Annotated in this window: 22 protein-coding genes; 7 read left to right on the top strand and 15 right to left on the bottom strand. The window is 33.2% G+C overall.

Annotated elements, in window-relative coordinates:
* Positions 1 to 139: 139 nt before the first annotated feature.
* On the top strand, positions 140 to 2,440 hold the full coding sequence (locus J0383_RS12780) for a family 20 glycosylhydrolase (protein WP_207294434.1): 2,301 nt from the start codon (positions 140 to 142) through the stop codon (positions 2,438 to 2,440).
* Between the two features lie 60 nt (positions 2,441 to 2,500).
* Here J0383_RS12780 and J0383_RS12775 read toward each other — a convergent pair whose 3' ends face one another.
* Genes J0383_RS12775 through J0383_RS12760 form a run of 4 tightly spaced genes read right to left on the bottom strand, consistent with a single transcriptional unit; the run spans position 2,501 to position 6,373 of the window.
* Entirely contained in the window at positions 2,501 to 3,247 is a 747-nt protein-coding gene (locus tag J0383_RS12775; RefSeq protein ID WP_207294433.1) for a succinate dehydrogenase/fumarate reductase iron-sulfur subunit, read from the bottom strand.
* A gap of 46 nt (positions 3,248 to 3,293) precedes the next feature.
* Entirely contained in the window at positions 3,294 to 3,668 is a 375-nt protein-coding gene (locus tag J0383_RS12770) for a four helix bundle protein (RefSeq protein ID WP_207294432.1), read from the bottom strand.
* A 23-nt stretch (positions 3,669 to 3,691) separates the two neighbouring features.
* Positions 3,692 to 5,692 carry a fumarate reductase/succinate dehydrogenase flavoprotein subunit gene (locus J0383_RS12765; protein WP_207294431.1) on the bottom strand — a complete coding sequence of 667 codons (2,001 nt, stop codon included), beginning with the start codon at positions 5,690 to 5,692 and terminating at the stop codon, positions 3,692 to 3,694.
* A 15-nt stretch (positions 5,693 to 5,707) separates the two neighbouring features.
* Positions 5,708 to 6,373, bottom strand: a complete 666-nt coding sequence (locus tag J0383_RS12760) for a succinate dehydrogenase cytochrome b subunit (protein WP_207294430.1) — start codon at positions 6,371 to 6,373, stop codon at positions 5,708 to 5,710.
* A gap of 361 nt (positions 6,374 to 6,734) precedes the next feature.
* Between J0383_RS12760 and J0383_RS12755 the strand changes: the two genes are divergently transcribed.
* Entirely contained in the window at positions 6,735 to 8,096 is a 1,362-nt protein-coding gene (locus J0383_RS12755) for a hydroxymethylglutaryl-CoA synthase family protein (RefSeq protein WP_207294429.1), read from the top strand.
* Positions 8,097 to 8,442: 346 nt separating this feature from the next.
* Here the strand turns inward: J0383_RS12755 and J0383_RS12750 are convergent, their stop codons facing one another.
* Positions 8,443 to 9,279: a tail fiber domain-containing protein gene (locus J0383_RS12750; protein WP_207294428.1), complete on the bottom strand. Its 837-nt coding sequence runs from the start codon at positions 9,277 to 9,279 to the stop codon at positions 8,443 to 8,445.
* A 41-nt stretch (positions 9,280 to 9,320) separates the two neighbouring features.
* Entirely contained in the window at positions 9,321 to 9,536 is a 216-nt protein-coding gene (locus J0383_RS12745; protein ID WP_207294427.1) for a hypothetical protein, read from the bottom strand.
* A gap of 85 nt (positions 9,537 to 9,621) precedes the next feature.
* Here J0383_RS12745 and J0383_RS12740 point away from each other — a divergent pair, with 85 nt between their 5' ends.
* Positions 9,622 to 9,978, top strand: a complete 357-nt coding sequence (locus J0383_RS12740; protein ID WP_207294426.1) for a hypothetical protein — start codon at positions 9,622 to 9,624, stop codon at positions 9,976 to 9,978.
* Positions 9,979 to 10,283: 305 nt separating this feature from the next.
* Here J0383_RS12740 and J0383_RS12735 read toward each other — a convergent pair whose 3' ends face one another.
* The 4 genes from J0383_RS12735 to J0383_RS12720 form a co-directional block, all read right to left on the bottom strand.
* On the bottom strand, positions 10,284 to 11,072 hold the full coding sequence (locus J0383_RS12735) for a hypothetical protein (protein WP_207294425.1): 789 nt from the start codon (positions 11,070 to 11,072) through the stop codon (positions 10,284 to 10,286).
* 185 nt (positions 11,073 to 11,257) lie between these two features.
* The gene (locus J0383_RS12730) at positions 11,258 to 11,695 is read right to left on the bottom strand and encodes a GNAT family N-acetyltransferase (protein WP_207294424.1); all 438 of its coding nucleotides are present in this window, start codon (positions 11,693 to 11,695) and stop codon (positions 11,258 to 11,260) included.
* A gap of 3 nt (positions 11,696 to 11,698) precedes the next feature.
* A complete protein-coding gene (locus J0383_RS12725) occupies positions 11,699 to 11,938 on the bottom strand; it encodes a hypothetical protein (RefSeq protein WP_207294423.1) in 240 nt (79 codons plus the stop codon).
* Between the two features lie 482 nt (positions 11,939 to 12,420).
* Complete coding sequence (locus tag J0383_RS12720) at positions 12,421 to 13,026, bottom strand: hypothetical protein (protein WP_207294422.1); 606 nt, start codon at positions 13,024 to 13,026, stop codon at positions 12,421 to 12,423.
* Between the two features lie 195 nt (positions 13,027 to 13,221).
* Here J0383_RS12720 and J0383_RS12715 point away from each other — a divergent pair, with 195 nt between their 5' ends.
* Entirely contained in the window at positions 13,222 to 13,629 is a 408-nt protein-coding gene (locus tag J0383_RS12715) for a helix-turn-helix domain-containing protein (RefSeq protein ID WP_207294421.1), read from the top strand.
* 50 nt (positions 13,630 to 13,679) lie between these two features.
* Here J0383_RS12715 and J0383_RS12710 read toward each other — a convergent pair whose 3' ends face one another.
* A complete protein-coding gene (locus tag J0383_RS12710; RefSeq protein WP_207294420.1) occupies positions 13,680 to 14,234 on the bottom strand; it encodes a hypothetical protein in 555 nt (184 codons plus the stop codon).
* Positions 14,235 to 14,662: 428 nt separating this feature from the next.
* On the opposite strand from J0383_RS12710, the gene J0383_RS12705 reads away from it, so the two are divergent.
* On the top strand, positions 14,663 to 15,955 hold the full coding sequence (locus tag J0383_RS12705; RefSeq protein ID WP_207294419.1) for an aminopeptidase P family protein: 1,293 nt from the start codon (positions 14,663 to 14,665) through the stop codon (positions 15,953 to 15,955).
* Between the two features lie 59 nt (positions 15,956 to 16,014).
* On the opposite strand, the gene J0383_RS12700 is transcribed toward J0383_RS12705, so the two are convergent.
* Complete coding sequence (locus J0383_RS12700; protein WP_207294418.1) at positions 16,015 to 16,533, bottom strand: ferritin; 519 nt, start codon at positions 16,531 to 16,533, stop codon at positions 16,015 to 16,017.
* An 89-nt stretch (positions 16,534 to 16,622) separates the two neighbouring features.
* Positions 16,623 to 16,979 (bottom strand): hypothetical protein, encoded by a 357-nt coding sequence (locus J0383_RS12695; protein WP_207294417.1) that lies wholly within the window; start codon positions 16,977 to 16,979, stop codon positions 16,623 to 16,625.
* Between the two features lie 329 nt (positions 16,980 to 17,308).
* Here J0383_RS12695 and J0383_RS12690 point away from each other — a divergent pair, with 329 nt between their 5' ends.
* The gene (locus J0383_RS12690; protein WP_207294416.1) at positions 17,309 to 18,085 is read left to right on the top strand and encodes an alpha/beta fold hydrolase; all 777 of its coding nucleotides are present in this window, start codon (positions 17,309 to 17,311) and stop codon (positions 18,083 to 18,085) included.
* 66 nt (positions 18,086 to 18,151) lie between these two features.
* On the opposite strand, the gene J0383_RS12685 is transcribed toward J0383_RS12690, so the two are convergent.
* The gene (locus tag J0383_RS12685) at positions 18,152 to 18,526 is read right to left on the bottom strand and encodes a hypothetical protein (RefSeq protein ID WP_207294415.1); all 375 of its coding nucleotides are present in this window, start codon (positions 18,524 to 18,526) and stop codon (positions 18,152 to 18,154) included.
* Between the two features lie 23 nt (positions 18,527 to 18,549).
* Complete coding sequence (locus J0383_RS12680; protein ID WP_207294414.1) at positions 18,550 to 18,870, bottom strand: roadblock/LC7 domain-containing protein; 321 nt, start codon at positions 18,868 to 18,870, stop codon at positions 18,550 to 18,552.
* 281 nt (positions 18,871 to 19,151) lie between these two features.
* Here J0383_RS12680 and J0383_RS12675 point away from each other — a divergent pair, with 281 nt between their 5' ends.
* Entirely contained in the window at positions 19,152 to 19,295 is a 144-nt protein-coding gene (locus J0383_RS12675) for a hypothetical protein (protein ID WP_207294413.1), read from the top strand.
* Positions 19,296 to 19,705 lie beyond the last annotated feature (410 nt).

Below are 19,705 nucleotides of genomic sequence, written 5' to 3'. Positions count from 1 at the left end.
GCGAAACAAAATATAACACAAAGTAATTAAAAAGTTAACAAGTCTATTTTAAAGACATTTAAATAAAAATCAAGATTGCAAAAAAAATGCAGACTTAATATACAAACCGTAAATTTGTTTAACCAACCTGAAAACCATCATGCATAAAAACATATTTCTCTTTATAATGTTTTGCTGTTTCTTAGGAAATGCTCAAAATTCATCAGGCAATACTTCGATTATTCCAGCGCCAAATTTTTATAAAGTTTCTGGAGATAGTATTCGTTTAAATGGACAAATAAAAATTTCTTTCGAAAACAATAAGTACAGTCCAAGAGAATTGAAAACAGCACAAATTTTCGAGTCGGCTATAAATAAAAATACAAGTTCAAAAAAGAGCAACATTCAAGTTTTGTTTGTTACCAAAAATCCATCTTCTTCAACAAAAAAAGAAGCTTATAAAATCACTATTACTTCCAAAAAAATAACCGTTACCGGAAGTGAAGAAGGATTATTTTATGCGGTTCAAAGTTTAGTACAGCTTTTACCCAACAAAATCAAAAATCAGGAAATAAAATTGCCTTGCGTAACCCTTGAAGACGAGCCGAGATACAGCTACCGCGGGCTTCACCTTGATGTATGCCGCCATTTTTTCTCTGTCGATGTTATAAAAGATTTTATAGCACAAATGTCATATTATAAATTAAATAACTTTCACTGGCATTTAACCGACGATCAAGGCTGGAGAATTGAGATCAAAAAATATCCAAAACTGACCGAAATCGGATCGAAAAGAGCACAGACTTTAGTGGGCAATAAATTCGAAAGATCGCCATACTTTTTTGATGGAAATCCGTATGGTGGATTTTATACTCAGGAACAAATTAAGGAAGTGGTAAAATTTGCCGAAGACCATTACGTAAATATTATTCCTGAAATAGAAATGCCGGGTCATGCAACTGCAGCCGTTACAGCTTACCCAAATTTATCGTGTTTTCCTGACCGAAATTATAAAGTTGTAGAATCGTGGGGTGTTTTTGAAGATATTTTCTGCGCAGGAAAAGAGGAAACTTTTACTTTTCTAGAAGATGTGCTGACAGAAGTAATGGCACTTTTCCCAAGTAAATACATTCATATTGGTGGTGACGAATGTCCAAAAGCAAGATGGAAAGAATGTCCAAACTGCCAGAAACGAATCAAAGATTTAGGTTTAAAAAATGAACATGAATTACAAAGTTATCTCACCACACGAATAGAGAAATTCCTAAACGCAAACGGCAGACAAATTCTAGGCTGGGATGAAATGCTGGAAGGCGGACTGGCACCAAATGCTGCTGTAATGTCCTGGCGTGGCGAATCGGGAGGAATCAGTGCTGCGAAACAGAAACATTTTGTAATCATGAATCCTGAACAGGTTTTATATTTAGATTACAATCAGGGATATTCACCACAAGAACCTTTAACGATTGGAAGATTAACCACAGTAGAAAAAATATACAATTACAACCCTACTCCTGTTGACAGCTTAACGGTCGATGAGCAAAAATACATTATGGGCGCACAGTCCAATCTTTGGTCTGAATATTTAACTAGTCCAGCCAAATTAAATTACATGCTTTATCCCCGCCTATTTGCTTTGGCAGAAATCACTTGGACAGAACCTCAGAATAAAAATTACAATCATTTTATTTTACATCAGATTCCGCATCATTTAGAAAAACTGGAATCGCAAAAAAGATTGTATAAAGTTCCAACTCCATTTGGCTCTGAAGAAACTGCCTTAATTGCATCAAAATATACTTTAGATTTAAAACCTACTATTAACAATGGAAAGATTTTCTATACTATTGACGGCTATAATCCTGATGAAACGGCTGAACTTTACAGCAAACCAGTAATTGTAAATATTCCAAAAGGGGAATTCAGGATTATCAAAGTGATTCAAATCAGTGAAAGCGGCAGAAGAAGTTCTATCAATAAAATCATTGTCCGCAATCCCGATTTGAAACCCGCTTTGGCAGTTGAACCCAAAAAGAACGGTTTGAAATACGAATATTTTACTGGAAATTTTCAGCAGGTTCAAGATTTAGAATTTTCGAAACCTGTCAACTCAGGAATTTTGGAAGGCAAAATCAGTAGTGAAAAATGGAAAACAAAAATAGAGCGCTATATCGGTTTAAAATTCGACGGATATATCTTTATACCTGAAACTGGAAATTATACATTTTCAACGCTTTCTGATGACGGATCGAAGCTTTTTATAGATAATGAGCTAGTTGTAAATAACGATGGGATACATTGGCTAAATGAAGCTTATGGAGCAGTGAAACTGGAAAAAGGATTTCACAAATTCAACATCAGTTATTTTGATCAAGTGGGCGGAACGGTTTTAAATTGTTTCATGCAACAGGAAGGCAAAGAAAAACAAGAAATAAGTGCTTCGCAATTATTTTACGAATAAAAACAAAAAACGCTTCCGTCGTAACGGAAGCGTTTTTTCAAATATACTAAATTGTACTCTTTATCCTTTTAAGCTCGCTGCTAAATACTCACGGTTCATACGCGCGATATTTTCAAGCGAGATTCCTTTTGGACATTCGATTTCGCAGGCTCCTGTATTAGTACAGTTTCCGAAACCTTCTAAATCCATTTGGTGAACCATGTTTAATACACGGTCAACTGCCTCAACTTTACCTTGTGGTAATAATGCATATTGAGAAACTTTTGCAGAAACGAATAACATTGCTGAAGAGTTTTTACAAGTTGCCACGCAAGCACCGCAACCAATACAAGCTGCAGCATCAAATGATTTATCTGCATCGTGTTTGTTAATTGGAATTGTATTCGCGTCGATTGTATTTCCTGAAGTATTTACAGAGATAAACCCTCCTGCGTGCTGGATTCTGTCAAAAGAACTTCTGTCAACCACTAAGTCTTTAATTACAGGGAAAGCTTTTGCTCTAAATGGTTCGATAAAAATCGTATCACCATCTTTAAACATACGCATGTGTAACTGACAAGTTGTAACACCTCTGTCTGGTCCATGCGCTTCACCATTAATGAATAAAGAACACATTCCGCAGATTCCCTCACGGCAATCGTGGTCAAATGCTACAGGCTCTTCTCCTTTGTTAATTAGATCTTCGTTAAGAACGTCTAACATTTCAAGGAAAGACATATCTGGTTCGATTCCATCGATAGGATATTCTACAATCCCTCCTTTATCTTGTGCGTTTTTTTGACGCCATATTTTTAATGTAAGTTTCATAATTTTGTTATGGGTTATAAGTTAAGAGTTAAACGTCATAGGGTAACTACTCCATTTTAGTCCTAGCTAAATAATTTATATATCCGTTTAATATTGCTTTGGTTCTTTCGAACCTTTCTCTAAATTTTCGCAACAAATCTTCTTCAATATAATTCTCATCTAAAGCAGTAATTACCTGATTTAAAGCTTCCGTTAGAGAACCTCTGGCAATTCTGCAGAATTGAATATTTTCTTGATAATGATATCTGCCAAACCCTTCGGCAATATTATCACTAACAGATCTAGAAGATCGTTTAAGCTGACTTGTTAAGGCATATTTTTCGTCAATTGGAAATTTCGAAAGAATATTTTGAGAAACAAAGATTCTTAATTCTCGCGCTGCTTTCCAGCACTCTAAATCTTCGAACGACTTCAAACTCATAACCCTTAACTCTTAACTTCTTTTTATTTATAACTTCTTTGAACTAATTTAATGTTTTCGTAATTCAGAGGTTCTTTGTGTAATACGGCATCACTTGGTTTTCCTTTATATTCCCAAGCGGCAACGTATGCAAAGTTTTCGTCGTCACGAAGTGCTTCTCCTTCTTCTGTTTGGTATTCCTCACGGAAGTGACCTCCACAAGATTCGTTACGGTGTAAAGCATCTTTCGCGAACAATTCTCCTAATTCTAAGAAATCGGCAACACGAGTCGCTTTTTCTAATTCCTGATTGAATTCGTTAGCACTTCCAGGAACTTTTACATCTCTATAAAACTCTTCACGTAAAGCAGCAATTTCTTCGATAGCTTCAGTTAAACCTTTAGCATTACGAGCCATACCTACTTTATTCCACATAATTTTTCCTAATTTTTTGTGGAAGTAATCTACAGAATGTTTACCATTATTATTGATAAACTTGTCAATTTGATCTTTTACCGCTTTTTCAGCTTCAACAAATTCCGGTAAATCTGTAGAAATTGGACCCATTTTAATATCCGGAGCTAAATAATCTCCAATAGTATATGGCAATACAAAATATCCATCAGCTAAACCTTGCATTAAAGCAGAAGCTCCAAGTCTGTTTGCTCCGTGGTCAGAGAAGTTAGATTCTCCAATTGAGAAACATCCAGGAATTGTAGTCATTAAGTTATAATCAACCCAAGTTCCACCCATTGTGTAGTGAACCGCTGGGTAAATCATCATTGGCGTTACATAAGGATCTTCGTCAACGATTTTCAAGTACATTTGAAATAAGTTTCCGTATTTACTTTTTACGATTGCAGTTCCTAATTTAGTAACTAAAGCCGCATCGTTAGCATCTAAACCTTTTACGTAAGCTTCTTCAGTTCCGTAACGTTTGATTGCTGCTGCGAAATCTAAGTAAACTGCTTCACCTGTTTTGTTAACTCCAAAACCAGCATCACATCTTTCTTTAGCTGCACGAGACGCAACGTCACGAGGTACTAAGTTACCAAAAGCAGGGTATCTTCTTTCTAAGAAATAATCTCTTTCGTCTTCAGATAAATCAGTTGCTTTTTTCTTTCCTTCGCGAATTGCCTGAGCATCTTCTAATTTTTTTGGTACCCAAATACGACCATCATTACGTAACGATTCAGACATCAAAGTCAATTTAGACTGGTGATCTCCTGAAACCGGAATACAGGTTGGGTGAATTTGTGTGTAGCAAGGATTTGCGAAAAACGCTCCTTTTTTATGAATTTTCCAAGCTGCTGTTGCGTTACTTCCCATAGCATTTGTAGAAAGGAAAAATACGTTTCCGTATCCTCCAGAACCAATTACTACCGCGTGAGCAGAATGTCTTTCGATTTCTCCTGTAATTAAGTTACGAGCGATAATACCTCTCGCTTTTCCATCAACGATTACTAAATCTAGCATTTCGTGACGGTTGTACATTTTAATTTTTCCACGACCAATTTGACGGTTCATTGCAGAATAAGCTCCTAACAATAATTGTTGTCCTGTTTGTCCTTGTGCGTAGAATGTACGAGAAACCAAAGTTCCTCCAAAAGAACGGTTATCTAATAATCCGCCGTATTCACGAGCCAATGGCACCCCTTGAGCCACACATTGGTCAATAATGTTTGCAGAAACTTCAGCCAAACGGTGAACGTTTGCCTCACGTGCACGGTAGTCACCTCCTTTTACAGTATCGTAGAATAATCTGTAAACTGAGTCACCGTCACCTTTATAGTTTTTTGCCGCGTTGATACCTCCTTGTGCTGCAATAGAGTGCGCACGACGCGGAGAATCTTGGAAGCAGAATGCTTTTACGTTATATCCTAACTCAGCAAGAGTAGCCGCAGCCGAACCTCCAGCTAAACCTGTACCAACAACGATAATATCTAAATTACGTTTGTTAGCTGGGTTTACTAAATTAATATGATCTTTATAATTTGTCCATTTGTCCGCTATAGGACCATTTGGAATTTTTGAATCTAATGCCATTATAATTGATATTAATTATTGGTTGAAATGATGAAATAAAGCGATAATAACAAAAGCTACCGGAACAACCACTGCGAACCAGTAACCTACTTTTGCTAAAAATCTTGAGTATTTGTTGTACATCCCTACTGATTGAAGAGACGATGCAAACCCGTGCCATAAGTGAAATCCTAAAAGGATAAAAGAAATACAGTATAATGCTGTACGGATTGGGTCATGAAATTTGTGAACTAACTCACCATAATATCTTGTAGCATCTGGCGCTGTACCTGCTATATATTTGTAGCTAACTTCAGGAAACCAGAAATCATAAAAGTGCAATCCTAAGAAAGCCAAAATAACCAATCCAGAAATAATCATATTTCTAGAACTCCAAGAAGCGTTTGCAGCTCCGTTGTATTTAGCGTATGCAATTGGTCGTGCCGCGCTGTTTTGAGCCGTAAGAATAAATCCCATGATGAAGTGGAAAATTACCCCAAATGCCAAAATTGGCTGCATTACATACTGAATCAGCGGATTGTATCCCATAAAGTGAGAAGCCTCGTTAAAAACGTCTTCACTAATAATAGAAATAAAATTTAAGGAAACATGCAGCGCTAAAAACGTGATTAAGAATATTCCCGAAAGAGCCATAGCTACTTTCTTTAAGATGGAAGCATTCAATAGTGCAGATTGTGCCATAAGTGTTTAAGTAGTTTGTTTTAAAAAATTAGACAAAAATAACGCAATTACAAAAGAACTACAACCATTTCGTTGTTATTTATAATCATTTTAAAAAACACAACTTATAAGTACTTTTACGTATAAAAAATTATGCACCTCCAATTTATTTTATTATAAAATTTTGCAAACCTGAACATTAGCGATCATTTTTAACACAATAATTCACCAACAACAATTTCATAAAAGTTTATCAAATTATTATTTTATTCAAAGTTTTAATTTGTTTTCTTCAAAAGTGTCCTAAAACAGGATTTTATAAGAGTAAAAAATTGTCATTTCGACAACATAATTTTACCTTTAGCGCCTCAAAAAATAAAGAATGAAAACAGGAATTGATGCTATTTCGTTTGATGTAGCAAACATACATTTACCCATAAAAACTTTGGCTGCTGCCAGAAATATTGAACCAGAAAAATTAGAAAAAGGTCTTGGATTACTTAAAATGACTTTTCCAGACGTTCACCAAGATGCAGTGGTTTTTGGAGCAAACGCCTTAACCAAACTGATTAATGACAATAAAATCAACCTAAAAGAAATAAGCCGAATTTACGTAGGTACCGAAAGCGGCATTGACAGCTCAAAACCAATTGCTTCGTATTTAATTAGTTTAATGGAGCAGAAATTTGGCGAAGATGCTTTAGCCGAATGCGATGTTGTTGACTTTACTTTTGCTTGTATTGGCGGTGTTGATGCGATGCAAAACTGTTTGGATTTTATAAAACTAAATCCAACCAAAAAAGCAATTGTGGTAACCAGTGATTTTGCAAAATACGATTTAAACTCTGGCGGAGAATATACACAAGGCGCTGGAGCGGTTGCAATGCTGATTACAGCAAACCCAAAAATTATTGCTTTTGATGATAATTGGGCGACAAGCACAAAAGGTGTTTTCGATTTCTTCAAACCATACAGAACAATTTCTAAAGACGACATAACCAAAAACGCCAACAACGATTCTTGGTTTGATAACTTAGAAGCTGAAATCGAAATCCACAAAGATCAGCCGGTTTTTGACGGACAATATTCAAACCAATGTTATATGGATCGTACGCGTAATGCGTATTTTTCATTCAAAAAATTAAAAAATACTACCGAGACTTTATACAATACTTGGACAAGTATTATCATGCATTTGCCATATTCTTTTCAAGGACGACGAATGTTGTCTGAAATTTACGCTTTAGACAGTGCCGAAAAAATTATTGCCGATGATATTGCGCCAGCAGATTATCAGACAAAAATTAAAGAAGTAGCAAAATCTGAGGATTACAAAACATTTGTAACCGAGAAATTACAGCCTGCTGAATTGGCTTCTTCATTAATTGGAAACCTATATACAGGTTCTATTTTCATGGGATTGTTGTCGACTTTGGCTCATTTTTATGACACAAAGAAAGAAGTTGCAGGAACCAAATTTGGTTTCCTAGCTTACGGAAGCGGCTCAAAATCGAAAGTTTTTGAAGGAACGATTCAGCCAGAATGGCAACAGGCTTTGGCAAATGTGAAGCTTTTCGAAAACTTAGCCGAAAGTGTAGAAATTGATTTCAACACTTACGAAAGACTTCATAAAAAAGAACAAAAACAAAGCGTAAGAACCCCGAAAAACGAATGGGTTTTAGACCGAATCGAAAAAGAAATTCCTGTTTTAATTGGAGCGAGATATTATAAATGGGTGGATTAAATTTTAAAATTCCAATTTTTGAAAACCCAAATTACAAATAAAAACCGAAGCTACTGCTTCGGTTTTTTTATTCTAACCATAAAGTTTGTCCTCCTGAGCGAAGTCGAAGGAATCGCAAGTATTTCCACATGCAAAATCACAATCTTTGTAGAGCTACTAACAAGTCCTTCAACTTCGCTCAGGAAGACATACTTGATGCTAAAAAAACCTTTGTCAAAGTTTTAAACTTTGACAAAGGTCAGCTCGCAAACAAAAATAGCAATCTTAAAAACAAAAAGCTGTAAAACATTATTTTACAGCTTTTTTTTATTTGATAAATGTGAGAGAAAATTTTTCTATACAACCTTTATTTATTGCTGTTTTCAACTTTTTGTAAACGATCTTTCAACCCATTAATCTCAGATTGTTGTTCTTTTACTGCATTAATAAGCACAGGAATCAACTCTGAGTAGGATATTGAATACAATGCCATATTTTCATCCTCTGGCACATTAACAGCTTCAGGGATAACCTGATACAAATCTTGAGCTAACAACCCTATATTACGACCTGTAACTTTTCCTAATTCTACCTTACCGTTTTGTATACCATTCACTGTATGCATGTTATAGATTTTAGGCTCTAATTTCATTATTTCATTAAGACCATATTCAAGACTGCTCACTTCTGTTTTTAAACGTTTATCTGAAAGTTGGGTATAGGCTCCGTTCGAAGAAATAAAAGCTACTCTGTCTGTAAGTAAAGGGGCTCTCGTGCCAAAGAGGCTATAAAAAGAAAAACCTCCAGTACCGGTTCCAGCATAATTTATAAAGTCAGTCTCCCCTAAACCAACCCTCATTACGTTCCAACCAATAGCTGTGACGTTAGTAGTAGATGGAAAAGAATTACCTCCATTTACCATTAGAGCACCATATACATCTAATTTAGTGCGAGGTTGTCCTCCAATTCCAACATTGCCCGTATTTGTAATACGCATTTGTTCTACTCCATTGGTCTTAAAAGGAAGATCAAAATTATCATTAGTACCTATTGTTTTGATACTTCCATTACTATTCCCATTAAGTATCCATTGAGGACTTGTGTCAACTTGTATTTTTTCACCATATGGACTAACTACAGTTTTAATTTGCGCTATTGCAAATACACTTTGAAACATTATCAGCAATAAAATAATCTTTTTCATTTTTCTTAAATTCTATTTTTAAATTATTAACTATCCGAAATTTACTTCATAGTTTTTCGCATCAGATTCATAACGGTATCTCGGTTTGCCTTTTCCATTATGGTATAGTCCTTCTTAATACTATCTGGTTTTATACCGCTCACAGTTCCGTTAATGCATTGTCGGATATAATATTTTGAAACCTTATATTTTAAAAACAAGGCTTCTAACACGGCAGCATCATAGGAATTGTAATTTTTTGTTTTACTTTTACCCATTGTTTTGTTTGTTTTAAAAATCGAAACAAATATAGAAGATAATTCTCAACAATCAAATAAATATAGAAGATAATTTCCTACATAAATGAGTAGTATCCTTAAAAGCATACAGCAAATCGCTATCAACGAAGGCATTGGCATAACTAAATTAGAGCAAACAATTGGAGCTAGTAAAGGTGTTTTGTCACGAGCAATTGCAAGGAATAGTGACATACAAGCTAAATGGATTTTGAAAATTATTGAAAATTATCCCCAATACAACTGCGAATGGTTGATAAAAAATGAAGGACCAATGATTCGAAAAAACAATACAACCGAATCAGACACTATAATTTCTGAACAAAACATCAATTACAAAGAATTAGCAGAAGCTCGCAAAGAAACTATAGAGAGCATGAAGAAGGAAATTCTTTATTTAGAAGAGAAAATTGCTAGCAAATAAAAAACCGAAGCAATAGCTTCGGTTTTTTTTATTTACATACAGTTTTGTCATCCTGAGCGAAGTCGAAGGAATTGCAAGTATTTTCACATGCAAAATCAACAATCTTTGTAGAGCTACTAACAAGTCCTTCGACTTCGCTCAGGAAGACATAATTGATGCTAAAAAAACCTTTGTCAAAGTTTTAAACTTTGACAAAGGTTTTATCTAATGATTAGGCATTTACTTTAAAAAAAGTCCAAATTTTCGGCAACAAAAAAACGGCAAGTTTTAACTACTGCCCTTTTTTATTTTTGCCTAATACATATTTATACTCCCAAGAAAATAACATCTAAACGATTTCTACCCGCTAGAGCCGCTGGAATAGTAAACGGAGCTCCGATAGCTGCAACAATTTTTATCCCTATAACATCTCCTTGGTTAGCCAAAACAATAGTTGGATAGTGAACATTCAAATAATTACCAGCTGTTACATAAGCATAAGTTTCATCACTTGAATATAATACTCCGTTCACACTTACCATAACATAAAAAGACTTCATTTCAGAAGCAGATAGATTGTAAAAGAGACTATGAAAAATCAATTCATACTTTCCTGTACTTGGCACTGTATAATCATTAATCCCCGGAATCGAAGTAGCCACATTACCCAGCAAACTTAAATCAGTGGTTAGATTACCCTTAAAAGATTTAAAATTAGACTTTTGCCCTTCCTGCCAAGTAGCTACACCATCTGCATTACTTGTCAACACCCTTCCTGGTGCCTCTGTTCCATCTTTTACTTGCAAAGCTCCGGCATTACTACTACTAATCTGTACTTTTGCATTTGTTCCGCCAGTCAAAGGTGTTGTAGTATTAATCAAAACCTGTCCTGTAGAAGTAACACGCATTCTTTCTACGTTATTAGTTTCAATTGGCAAATCAAAAGCGTCATTTGTTCCAATTGCTTTTACAGCACCATTATTATTCCCGTCAAGTATCCATTGAGGACTTGTGTCAACTTGTAATTTTTCACCATATGGACTAACTACCGTTTTAATTTGTCCTATTATGAACCCGCTCTGAATTAATAAAAGAATACATACAATCTTCTTCATATTAGTTTTTTTTAATATTAAATTCAGACGAAAGTATATTTCTTATACTTCAAAGTTTCCCTGTAAAAGTTTTTAAACTAATAGAATAGGACATTTTATTAATCCTTATTTATTGTTCCGTATAATTTTGATTTCATTTAATTCTGGTATTTTCAGTGTGTATTTAGTCTGACTAAAGCGTGAAATTACCTAGAAATCGTAAACTTATTATGACTCAAAGTAAAACCTAGATTTTCATAAATGGCCACGTTTTCTATTCGTTTTTTGTTTGTAGTTACTTCTATGCTTTTAAGATTATTTTCTTGAGCATATTTTAGAATTTCATCAACGAGTTTTCTCCCAACTCCTTTTCCACGGTGGTTTTTATCAATAAAAAATTCTTGAATCTCACCAACTAAACCGCAATGATGCAGTAAATTTTGAATGTGAAAAGTTATAAAACCCAAACTTTCATTTTCATCTTCTGCAATTAAATAAACATTGTTTGGTTTCGAAATATTTGAATTGAATATTTCGCTGAAAACTTCAAAATCAAAAACTTCATTTTCGAGTTCGCATATTGATTGGTAGACAAAATCTAAATCTTGTCTTTCAATTTTTCTGATGTTGATTTTTGAATTCATGTTTTATAAATTACCGTAAACCACGATGTAATCTGCATAAGCTAATTTATCATGCAGCCAGTTTATTACTTCGAACAGAAATCTTCTTTCTTTTTCATTATGAGTTTCAATTCTGCTTATCTTTTCAACAATAAGTTTACAGATTGCATTATCAAAGAAATTATGACCAATTTTATCAAATTCATCTTCGATAATTCCGTTCCATGGATTTTTAATTGGAAAAACAGACTGAAATGCTTTCAAAACAATCTCAAAATCTTCTGTTGAAATAAAAACATCGTTTCTTTTTTCGGTTTTATAAAATTCTCCTTCTGCATTTTCCGGCCATAAAATAAACCCGATTTTTGAATCTCCATTATTACCTGTTGAAATTACAACTGGTTTCTGATTGATTCTTTCAATTGCTTTCGCGACATCATAATTGCAAATTTGATATTCTTTTCTGGCAGTTTCTTCTTCACAATCTGTCTTTTTGCAGATTTCGATAATGTTTTAATTATGAAAATCCTGTTCGGCAAGCGTTATATCGTCATTATTATTTTTAAGCAATTCAATGGCCTTGTTTAAAGGAATTGAGATTTTGGTTCTGAGTATTTTTATGTTTTCGATATTCATTTTATTTTTGAAATCAATTGTTTTTTGGCTAAAGCCGATTTGCTTTTTGCTTTATCTAACCTCCAGCTAAAGCAGGAGGCTATTCAAAAACATTTTCGTTTCAAACTAGGTTAAAAATTAAACTCTCGTTTATTTTTTTCTAAATCGATTAGCCATTCTATTTTTATATACTTCGTACAATCTTTTTTAAGAATATCTGTCCAGTCAAATAATATTGCCGATCCTCCTTTTTCCACTTCTCTTTTTACAATCTGACCAGTTTCTTTGATTCCTTGAGAGTCTTGCGCAACAACATCAAAAATTATATTTTTTGTCTTTGACAATACTGAATATAATGTAATTAATCTTCTAGGATTTCCTGGTAATATGTTTACTTTTGTTTTTTTATGAATCCAGTCAATTTCATAAATTTTCTTAGCATACTCACTTTTTTCATTGGTATTTCTTTTCAAATATTGTCCAACAGTAATAGGAAAAAATCTCCTTCTAAACTCAGATTCCCTAAAATGTTTTGCATACGTTAAAGGTTTATAGATTATAACATCTTTATGCTTTACTTTTCCACTGAATATATCTATTAAACTAGATTCTGCCTCGTACGAAACAGGATGATTATCAAGATATATCAAAACTAATTCCCCTTCTCTCAACTCAAAGGGCGGAATGAAATATTGATCTGTTTGTATTCCTTTGTTTTCTAGAATTAACTCTTTCATTTATTTGGATAAAAAAATCTTTTTAAAATAATTTTAATGTATCAAGATTACACAATTCTAAATTCAAAACCAATTCGATAGTCAGAAAAATTGTATTTTTACGTCTTGAAATATTTTTAGAAATGTATCGCACAAACACAATCTTGTTTTGTACCGAAACTAAAAATGTAAAAGATTTTTAAATATCTTTGAATTATGAGCACAGCAATAAAACCAAGACACATCGGTCGAAACATAAGCCGAATTAGAGAATTGAGAGATATGAAGCAGGAAGCGCTTGCGCACGCAATTGGTGTTAGCCAGCAGACAGTTTCAACCATTGAAGGAAGCGAAAGTATTGATGATGAAAGGCTAAAAGCAATTGCTGAAGCCTTAGGAGTTTCATCTGAAGCAATTAAAAATTTTTCTGAAGATTCAGTTTTTAATATCATCGGAAACACTTATAATGATGATGCTTCTACTATAAAAAATTACAATTGCACTTTTAATCCATTAGATAAACTTCTTGAATCTATTGAAAAGAATGAACAACTTTATGAAAGATTGATTCAAGTTGAAAGAGAGAAAGCGGCTTATTTAGAAAAGCTCTTGAAGGAAAAATAGAATTTACGATATAAAAAGAAAAACCGAAGTCTTGATTGGCTTCGGTTTTTTTATTGAAGATTTTTTAGCCAATCAACCCATTTTTTTTGGAGAACATTTAAATCTTCTGGAGTTGATTTCATCGAAACCGAACCAAAATTTTCTCCTGTAACAATTTTTAACAATCTGTTTGCTCTTCCAGAAATTGTAAACAAATCATCATCCACAATAAATCCATGTCCGTAGCTTTTTAAATCTCCACTATCTATTCTTTCCAATATCATTAAATCGGCGCTATTCACAAGACCAACTTGTTTTTTATTTGTTATTCGCTCAATTAATTGCGGAATTACATTTTGATAATTAAATACTATCCAATATTCAGCATGAAATAAATAGGAATACTGCTGATTATTATCAATTTTATCTAAAATAAATTCTACTGTATAATTTTTAATCTCCTCTTTGTTGCTTTTATAAACCCAATAAACTTCATTTTTTTTTTCATCAATTGCATTTTGAAACTTCTGAGAAATCTTAGGTTCTTTTGGGAATTTCAATTTTAAGACAGTGGTCTGTGAAAATGAAATATTTGAAATAAATAGAAAAATAAGAAGATTTTTCATTCCGCTTTTAGGTTTAGAATATTATTAGCCAATATACAAAATCGTTTTATAGATAATGAAATTTAAATCTGTAAAATCTGCGTTAAACGAAATCACCATTCTTTGTGGAGTTCCTCATGCGATTCTTCGTTCCCCAGAATGACAAACATTGCGCAGATCCTTCGACGTTGATCAGGACGACAAAACAAGACTTAAACTTTGTGTTCCTCAACTTTTGCTAGCAAAAAAACAATCGTTGCGTACTTTGCGAAAAACCTTTGCGCTCTTTGCGTTAAAAAAACTTTCTGTCTTAGCGCCTTCGTGGCAAAAAACCAACAAATAAGAAAACTTTAATAAATCAATTTCATGCAGTTTGCTTAAAAAACGTAATTTTGAAATTCGACTCGAGCGACAGCGACAGGCGAAGCAATTTCAAAAACGAAACAATTATGAAATATCATCAAATAAACAGTGGTCTTTTTGTAAAAAACCGCAGAAAGTTCATGGCAGAAATGAAACCTAATTCGGTTGCTGTGTTCAATTCAAATGACATTTACCCAATTAGTGCCGACAGTACGCTTCCGTTTGCACAGCACAGAGACATCTTTTATCTAAGTGGTGTAGATCAGGAAGAAAGTGTGTTGCTTTTGTTTCCAGATGCGCCTTACGAGCACCAAAGAGAAATTCTTTTTTTAAGAGAAACCAACGATCATATTGCAGTTTGGGAAGGTGAAAAACTGACTAAAGAACGTGCTTTTCAAGTTTCTGGAATTAGAACCGTTTATTGGTTACAGGATTTTCATAAAGTTTTGAACGAAATGATGACGTATGCCGATACGATGTACATCAACACTAACGAACATTACCGCGCAACTGTTGAAACAGAAACTCGTGAAGCTCGTTTTGTAAAATGGTGGAAAGAGCGTTATCCAGCTCACAATGTTGCCAAAAGTAACCCAATTCTACAAAGATTGCGTTCTGTAAAAGAAAGCGAAGAAATCGATTTGATTCAGCATGCTTGTGATATTACAGAAAAAGGTTTCCGCAGATTATTAGGATTTGTAAAACCAAACGTAACTGAATATGAAGTTGAAGCTGAATTAGCACACGAATTCATCCGTAACCGCTCTAAAGGTTTTGCCTACACGCCAATTATCGCTTCTGGAAACAATGCGAATGTTTTGCATTATATTGAAAACAATCAGCAATGTAAAGAAGGTGATTTATTACTATTGGACGTTGCTGCTGAATATGCAAACTATTCTAGCGACATGACGAGAACGATTCCAGTTTCTGGCCGTTTTACAGATCGTCAGAAAGCAGTTTACAATGCTGTTTTAAGAGTTAAAAATGAAGCGACAAAAATGTTGACTCCAGGAACTCTTTGGAAACAATATCATGTGGAAGTAGGTAAAATCATGACGTCGGAATTACTTGGTTTAGGATTAATTGACAAAGCCGATGTTCAGAACGAAAACCCAGAATGGCCTGCTTACAAAAAATATTTCATGCACGGAACTTCTCACCACATGGGACTTGACACACATGATTACGGATTGCTTCATGAGCCAATGAAACCAAATATGGTTTTCACGGTTGAACCTGGAATTTACATTCCAGCAGAAAAATTCGGAATTCGCTTGGAAGATAACGTTGTGGTTCAGGAAAAAGGAGAACCTTTTAACTTAATGCGCAACATTCCAGTTGAAGCTGATGAGATTGAAACCCTTATGAATGAATAAAAAAGCAAAGCCCTTAATAGTAATTATTAAGGGCTTTTTTAATTTATAAATCGGTTAAATTATCCGATTTTTGAAATCTGAAGATCTAATTGAAATTTACCATCAGCTTCGTTTACATTAATTAGTTCAAAAAGCTCTAAAGCTCTTCTTGCATTTTTCTCTTCTTCTCTTTGCTCCGCTACATACCACATCATAAAATCTTCTGTGGCATAATCATTTTCAGCTCTACATTTTGCGATTACTTTATTGATTGCTTGAGTAACGGCAATTTCGTTTTGTAAAGCAATTTCAAAAACGTCTCTAAAAGAAGCGAATTCTTGCTGTACTTCAGGAACCGATGGCGTAATAGCAATCCCTCCCATATCTGTAATGAATTTAAATATTTTTAGAAAATGCTCTCTTTCTTCTTCGGCTTGTTTATATAAATACGAAGCTGTATTGTCAAAACCGTTTCTATCCAACCATGCAGCCATAGCTAAATATTTGTTAGACGCATCACTTTCTATTTTTGCTTGTAAATTCAATATATTTTCTACGCCTTCAGTTAATGACGTGTGTGTTCTTAGTAAATCTTTCATAACCTTAAATTTTAGTACTCGTAAAATTACAAAAATTAAAGGACTCAAGCCTAACTGCTTGAAAATTTGGATTTAATCTAAGTAAGAATCTAAATAAGCTCAACATTTACCATACTGCAAAGCATAGAATGTAAATTGAGCGTAAATTTTGTTCCGTTTAATAAATCTCTAAGCTGGACAATTTCACAGATGGTTAGATTTCTAGAAAAGTTTCTTTTGGTAGTTTCAATCAACTGTGCATCAGATTGATCAGACAAATCATAAAGCATATTAAGAATATCAACATTATTGACTTTTCTTTGAAAAATCAAAAAATCATGAATTTTATAACTTGACACTGTATCAACAAAATTGATAATTATACTATTGGTCAAATCACATTGGTAACTGTATCCTTTTTCGGTTTCAAATAATACTCTGGTAGTCAAATCGCTAACTAATGCCATTCTGATAAAATTATAACGTTGCAAAAATATAGAATTAAACGCAATTAAACACATAATTAAGACTAATTTAAAATAACAAACTTCAATTATATTTTTAAATATCTTAAGAGTACTCATAAATACAGCGTTCAAAAGAACCATTTGGCTAATTTTTAAAAACACTATTTAGAAATAATGTAGACAAATGAAATACTTGGACCTGACAGAAAAGTGACAATCGTTTCTAATTTTTGAACTCTATAACGTATATTTTTAACTGAATTGAACTTCTATTTCTTATATGATTTTTCAATTACTAACTTTGCATTTTACATTTTAAAAACATCATTTTGAAAAATATTTTATATAAAAACACCAAAATATCTTTTACCGATTCAGGAGAAGGAACTGCAATTGTTTTACTTCATGGTTTTCTGGAAAACAAAAAAATGTGGACCGATTACGCCTCTTTTTTCTCCCAAAAACACCGTGTTATTACCATCGATTTATTAGGTCACGGCGAAACCGATTCTTTAGGTTATGTACATGAAATGGAAGATAATGCCAATGTAGTAAATGCTGTTTTAGAAAGTTTGAAAATAGAAAAAGCTATTATTCTTGGACATTCTATGGGCGGTTATGTGGCTTTGGCTTTCGCCGAATTGTATCCAGAAAAAGTCGAGAAAGTAGTTTTACAAAATTCTACTTCTAAAGAAGACAGCAAAGAGAAAAAAACAAACAGAACCCGCGCTATAAAAGCTGTAAAACAGAATTACATAAACTTTGTTAGTCTTGCGATTGCTAATTTATTCAGCGAAAACAACAGAAATCGCTTAGCAGAAGAAATCGAAAAGGCAAAAATCGAAGCTTTAAAAACGCCTTTGCAGGGAATCGTAGCATCACTAGAAGGAATGAAAATAAGAAAAGACCGAGAAGACTTACTTCGAAAAAACCAATTCCCGGTTTTATTGGTTTTAGGGAAAAAAGATCCTGTTTTAAATTACGAAGAAAATCTTTCGCAGATTGAAGGCACAAATGTACAGTTGGTTTCATTTGAAGACGGACACATGAGCCATATCGAAAACAAAGAAGAATTAAAATCAGTTCTTGTAGATTTCTTCAATTAATTCATAAACGCAGAAAAGGCCATTCTGCTAAGCAGAAAAGCCTTTTCTTCATTGTGGGGGCAAAAATTATAATTTTGTGATAATGTCTTTTTTAAATTTTGACAAAGTGGCTCTTGTTAATCCAAGATTTGCTTTTTTGGCATCAACAGCAAGGTAAATAAAATAATTACCATCTTCAGAAACATCTATAATATGAATCTGATCTGTCAATGTAATTAAAATATCATTGATTTTTTGGCTTAGTCCTAGAGCTTTAATGGCGTTTAATTTTGCTTTTACAACTTCTAGATTGTAAGCAGAAGCTAGTTCAGGATCAAAATCCGGGTTTACAGAAAGTGAGCAGTAAGACATTCCTGTCTCAACCTCAGTGACTGAAACGGCAATAAATCCGTGAACATTTTCTCTTAAATCATTTTGAAAATTCTGTAAAAAATCTGACATGAGTATATATAAATTGGTTTAAATTAATTATTGAAAATAGTATCCATTTTTCTAAGCAACAGACCCATTTTACTAATGTCTTTAGAAAGAAGCGCCACACAATTATCATCTTGACTTTTGTTTGCTACTACAATTCCATCGTTGTTTTTAATCATTACTTGTTTTAAATCGCCGTTATTAACATCCTCAGACATTTCAAGACACATTTTCAAAATCATTCCAATCATTGCAGCTACATTTCCGTCGTATTCTAAATTTACAGACTCCAGTAAAACTCCGTCTATATTAAAAGTGATTCCAGATTCTGCTCCCGTTTCTTCTACAAGTGTATTTAAATCAACCATATACATTAATTTTGTTAAAGTATCAAAGTTATTTTTAAAAAAAAGAATAGCTCCCTAAACACTTGTTAAAAAACAGACGATAGCCAACTAACTGACACACTTTTATTTATCGTTTAGTTAAACGTAAATTTTAAAAGGAAATCTTTAAAAATATTTAACAGAAAAAATATATTTTACCGAAATTCTAACTATTTATTTGATAAAACTCAATACTTCCTTTAACATTGAGCTTTGTCGTAGATTAATCGAAGTTTTTCTTAAATTTGCGAAAAATTTTTCCAATGAAAACAGTTGACGAATTGCGTTTTGACTTAAATGTAAAACTAATGAAGTTTAGAAGATTTCGTTTTGAGAATGGGCCTATCAACAATCCTAACTTGGAAGAACCTGCTAAAAAAGGCTTCTTTAAAAAAATATTTAGTTAAAAACTACTTACAAAAAACCGCAATTATTAATTTATAATAAATGCGGTTTTTTCTTTTAAATCTGAACTTTATTTTTTCAGATAAACAATCATCGTTTACTTTTGGGATTACATTTTTAAAATTCCAATTTTCGAATCATAAACTTCAGTCTTCCGCAAAAATCTATTTTTCATAAAGAGAATATTGTAATTACTCTTCGGGCAAAAAGTTCGTTTTAATACATATTGAATAGATATAAAAAAGTCCTTATAAGACGTTTTTTTTATTAGAATCTACGCCGGATAGATTGGTTATTACATTTTTTAAATCTATTCAAAATCCCAAAATATACTGATTTTGTTTATCGGAGGCTATTTTGCCTTCACTGAAAAACGCTGAAAAACTTAAAATTTGAATCCGTTTTAGAAATA

Origin of the sequence: Flavobacterium endoglycinae (assembly GCF_017352115.1) — a bacterium.
Taxonomy (GTDB): Bacteria; Bacteroidota; Bacteroidia; order Flavobacteriales; family Flavobacteriaceae; genus Flavobacterium; species Flavobacterium endoglycinae.
The sequence above is the reverse complement of the archived record's forward strand: the minus strand, read 5'-3'. Positions and strand labels throughout refer to the sequence as shown.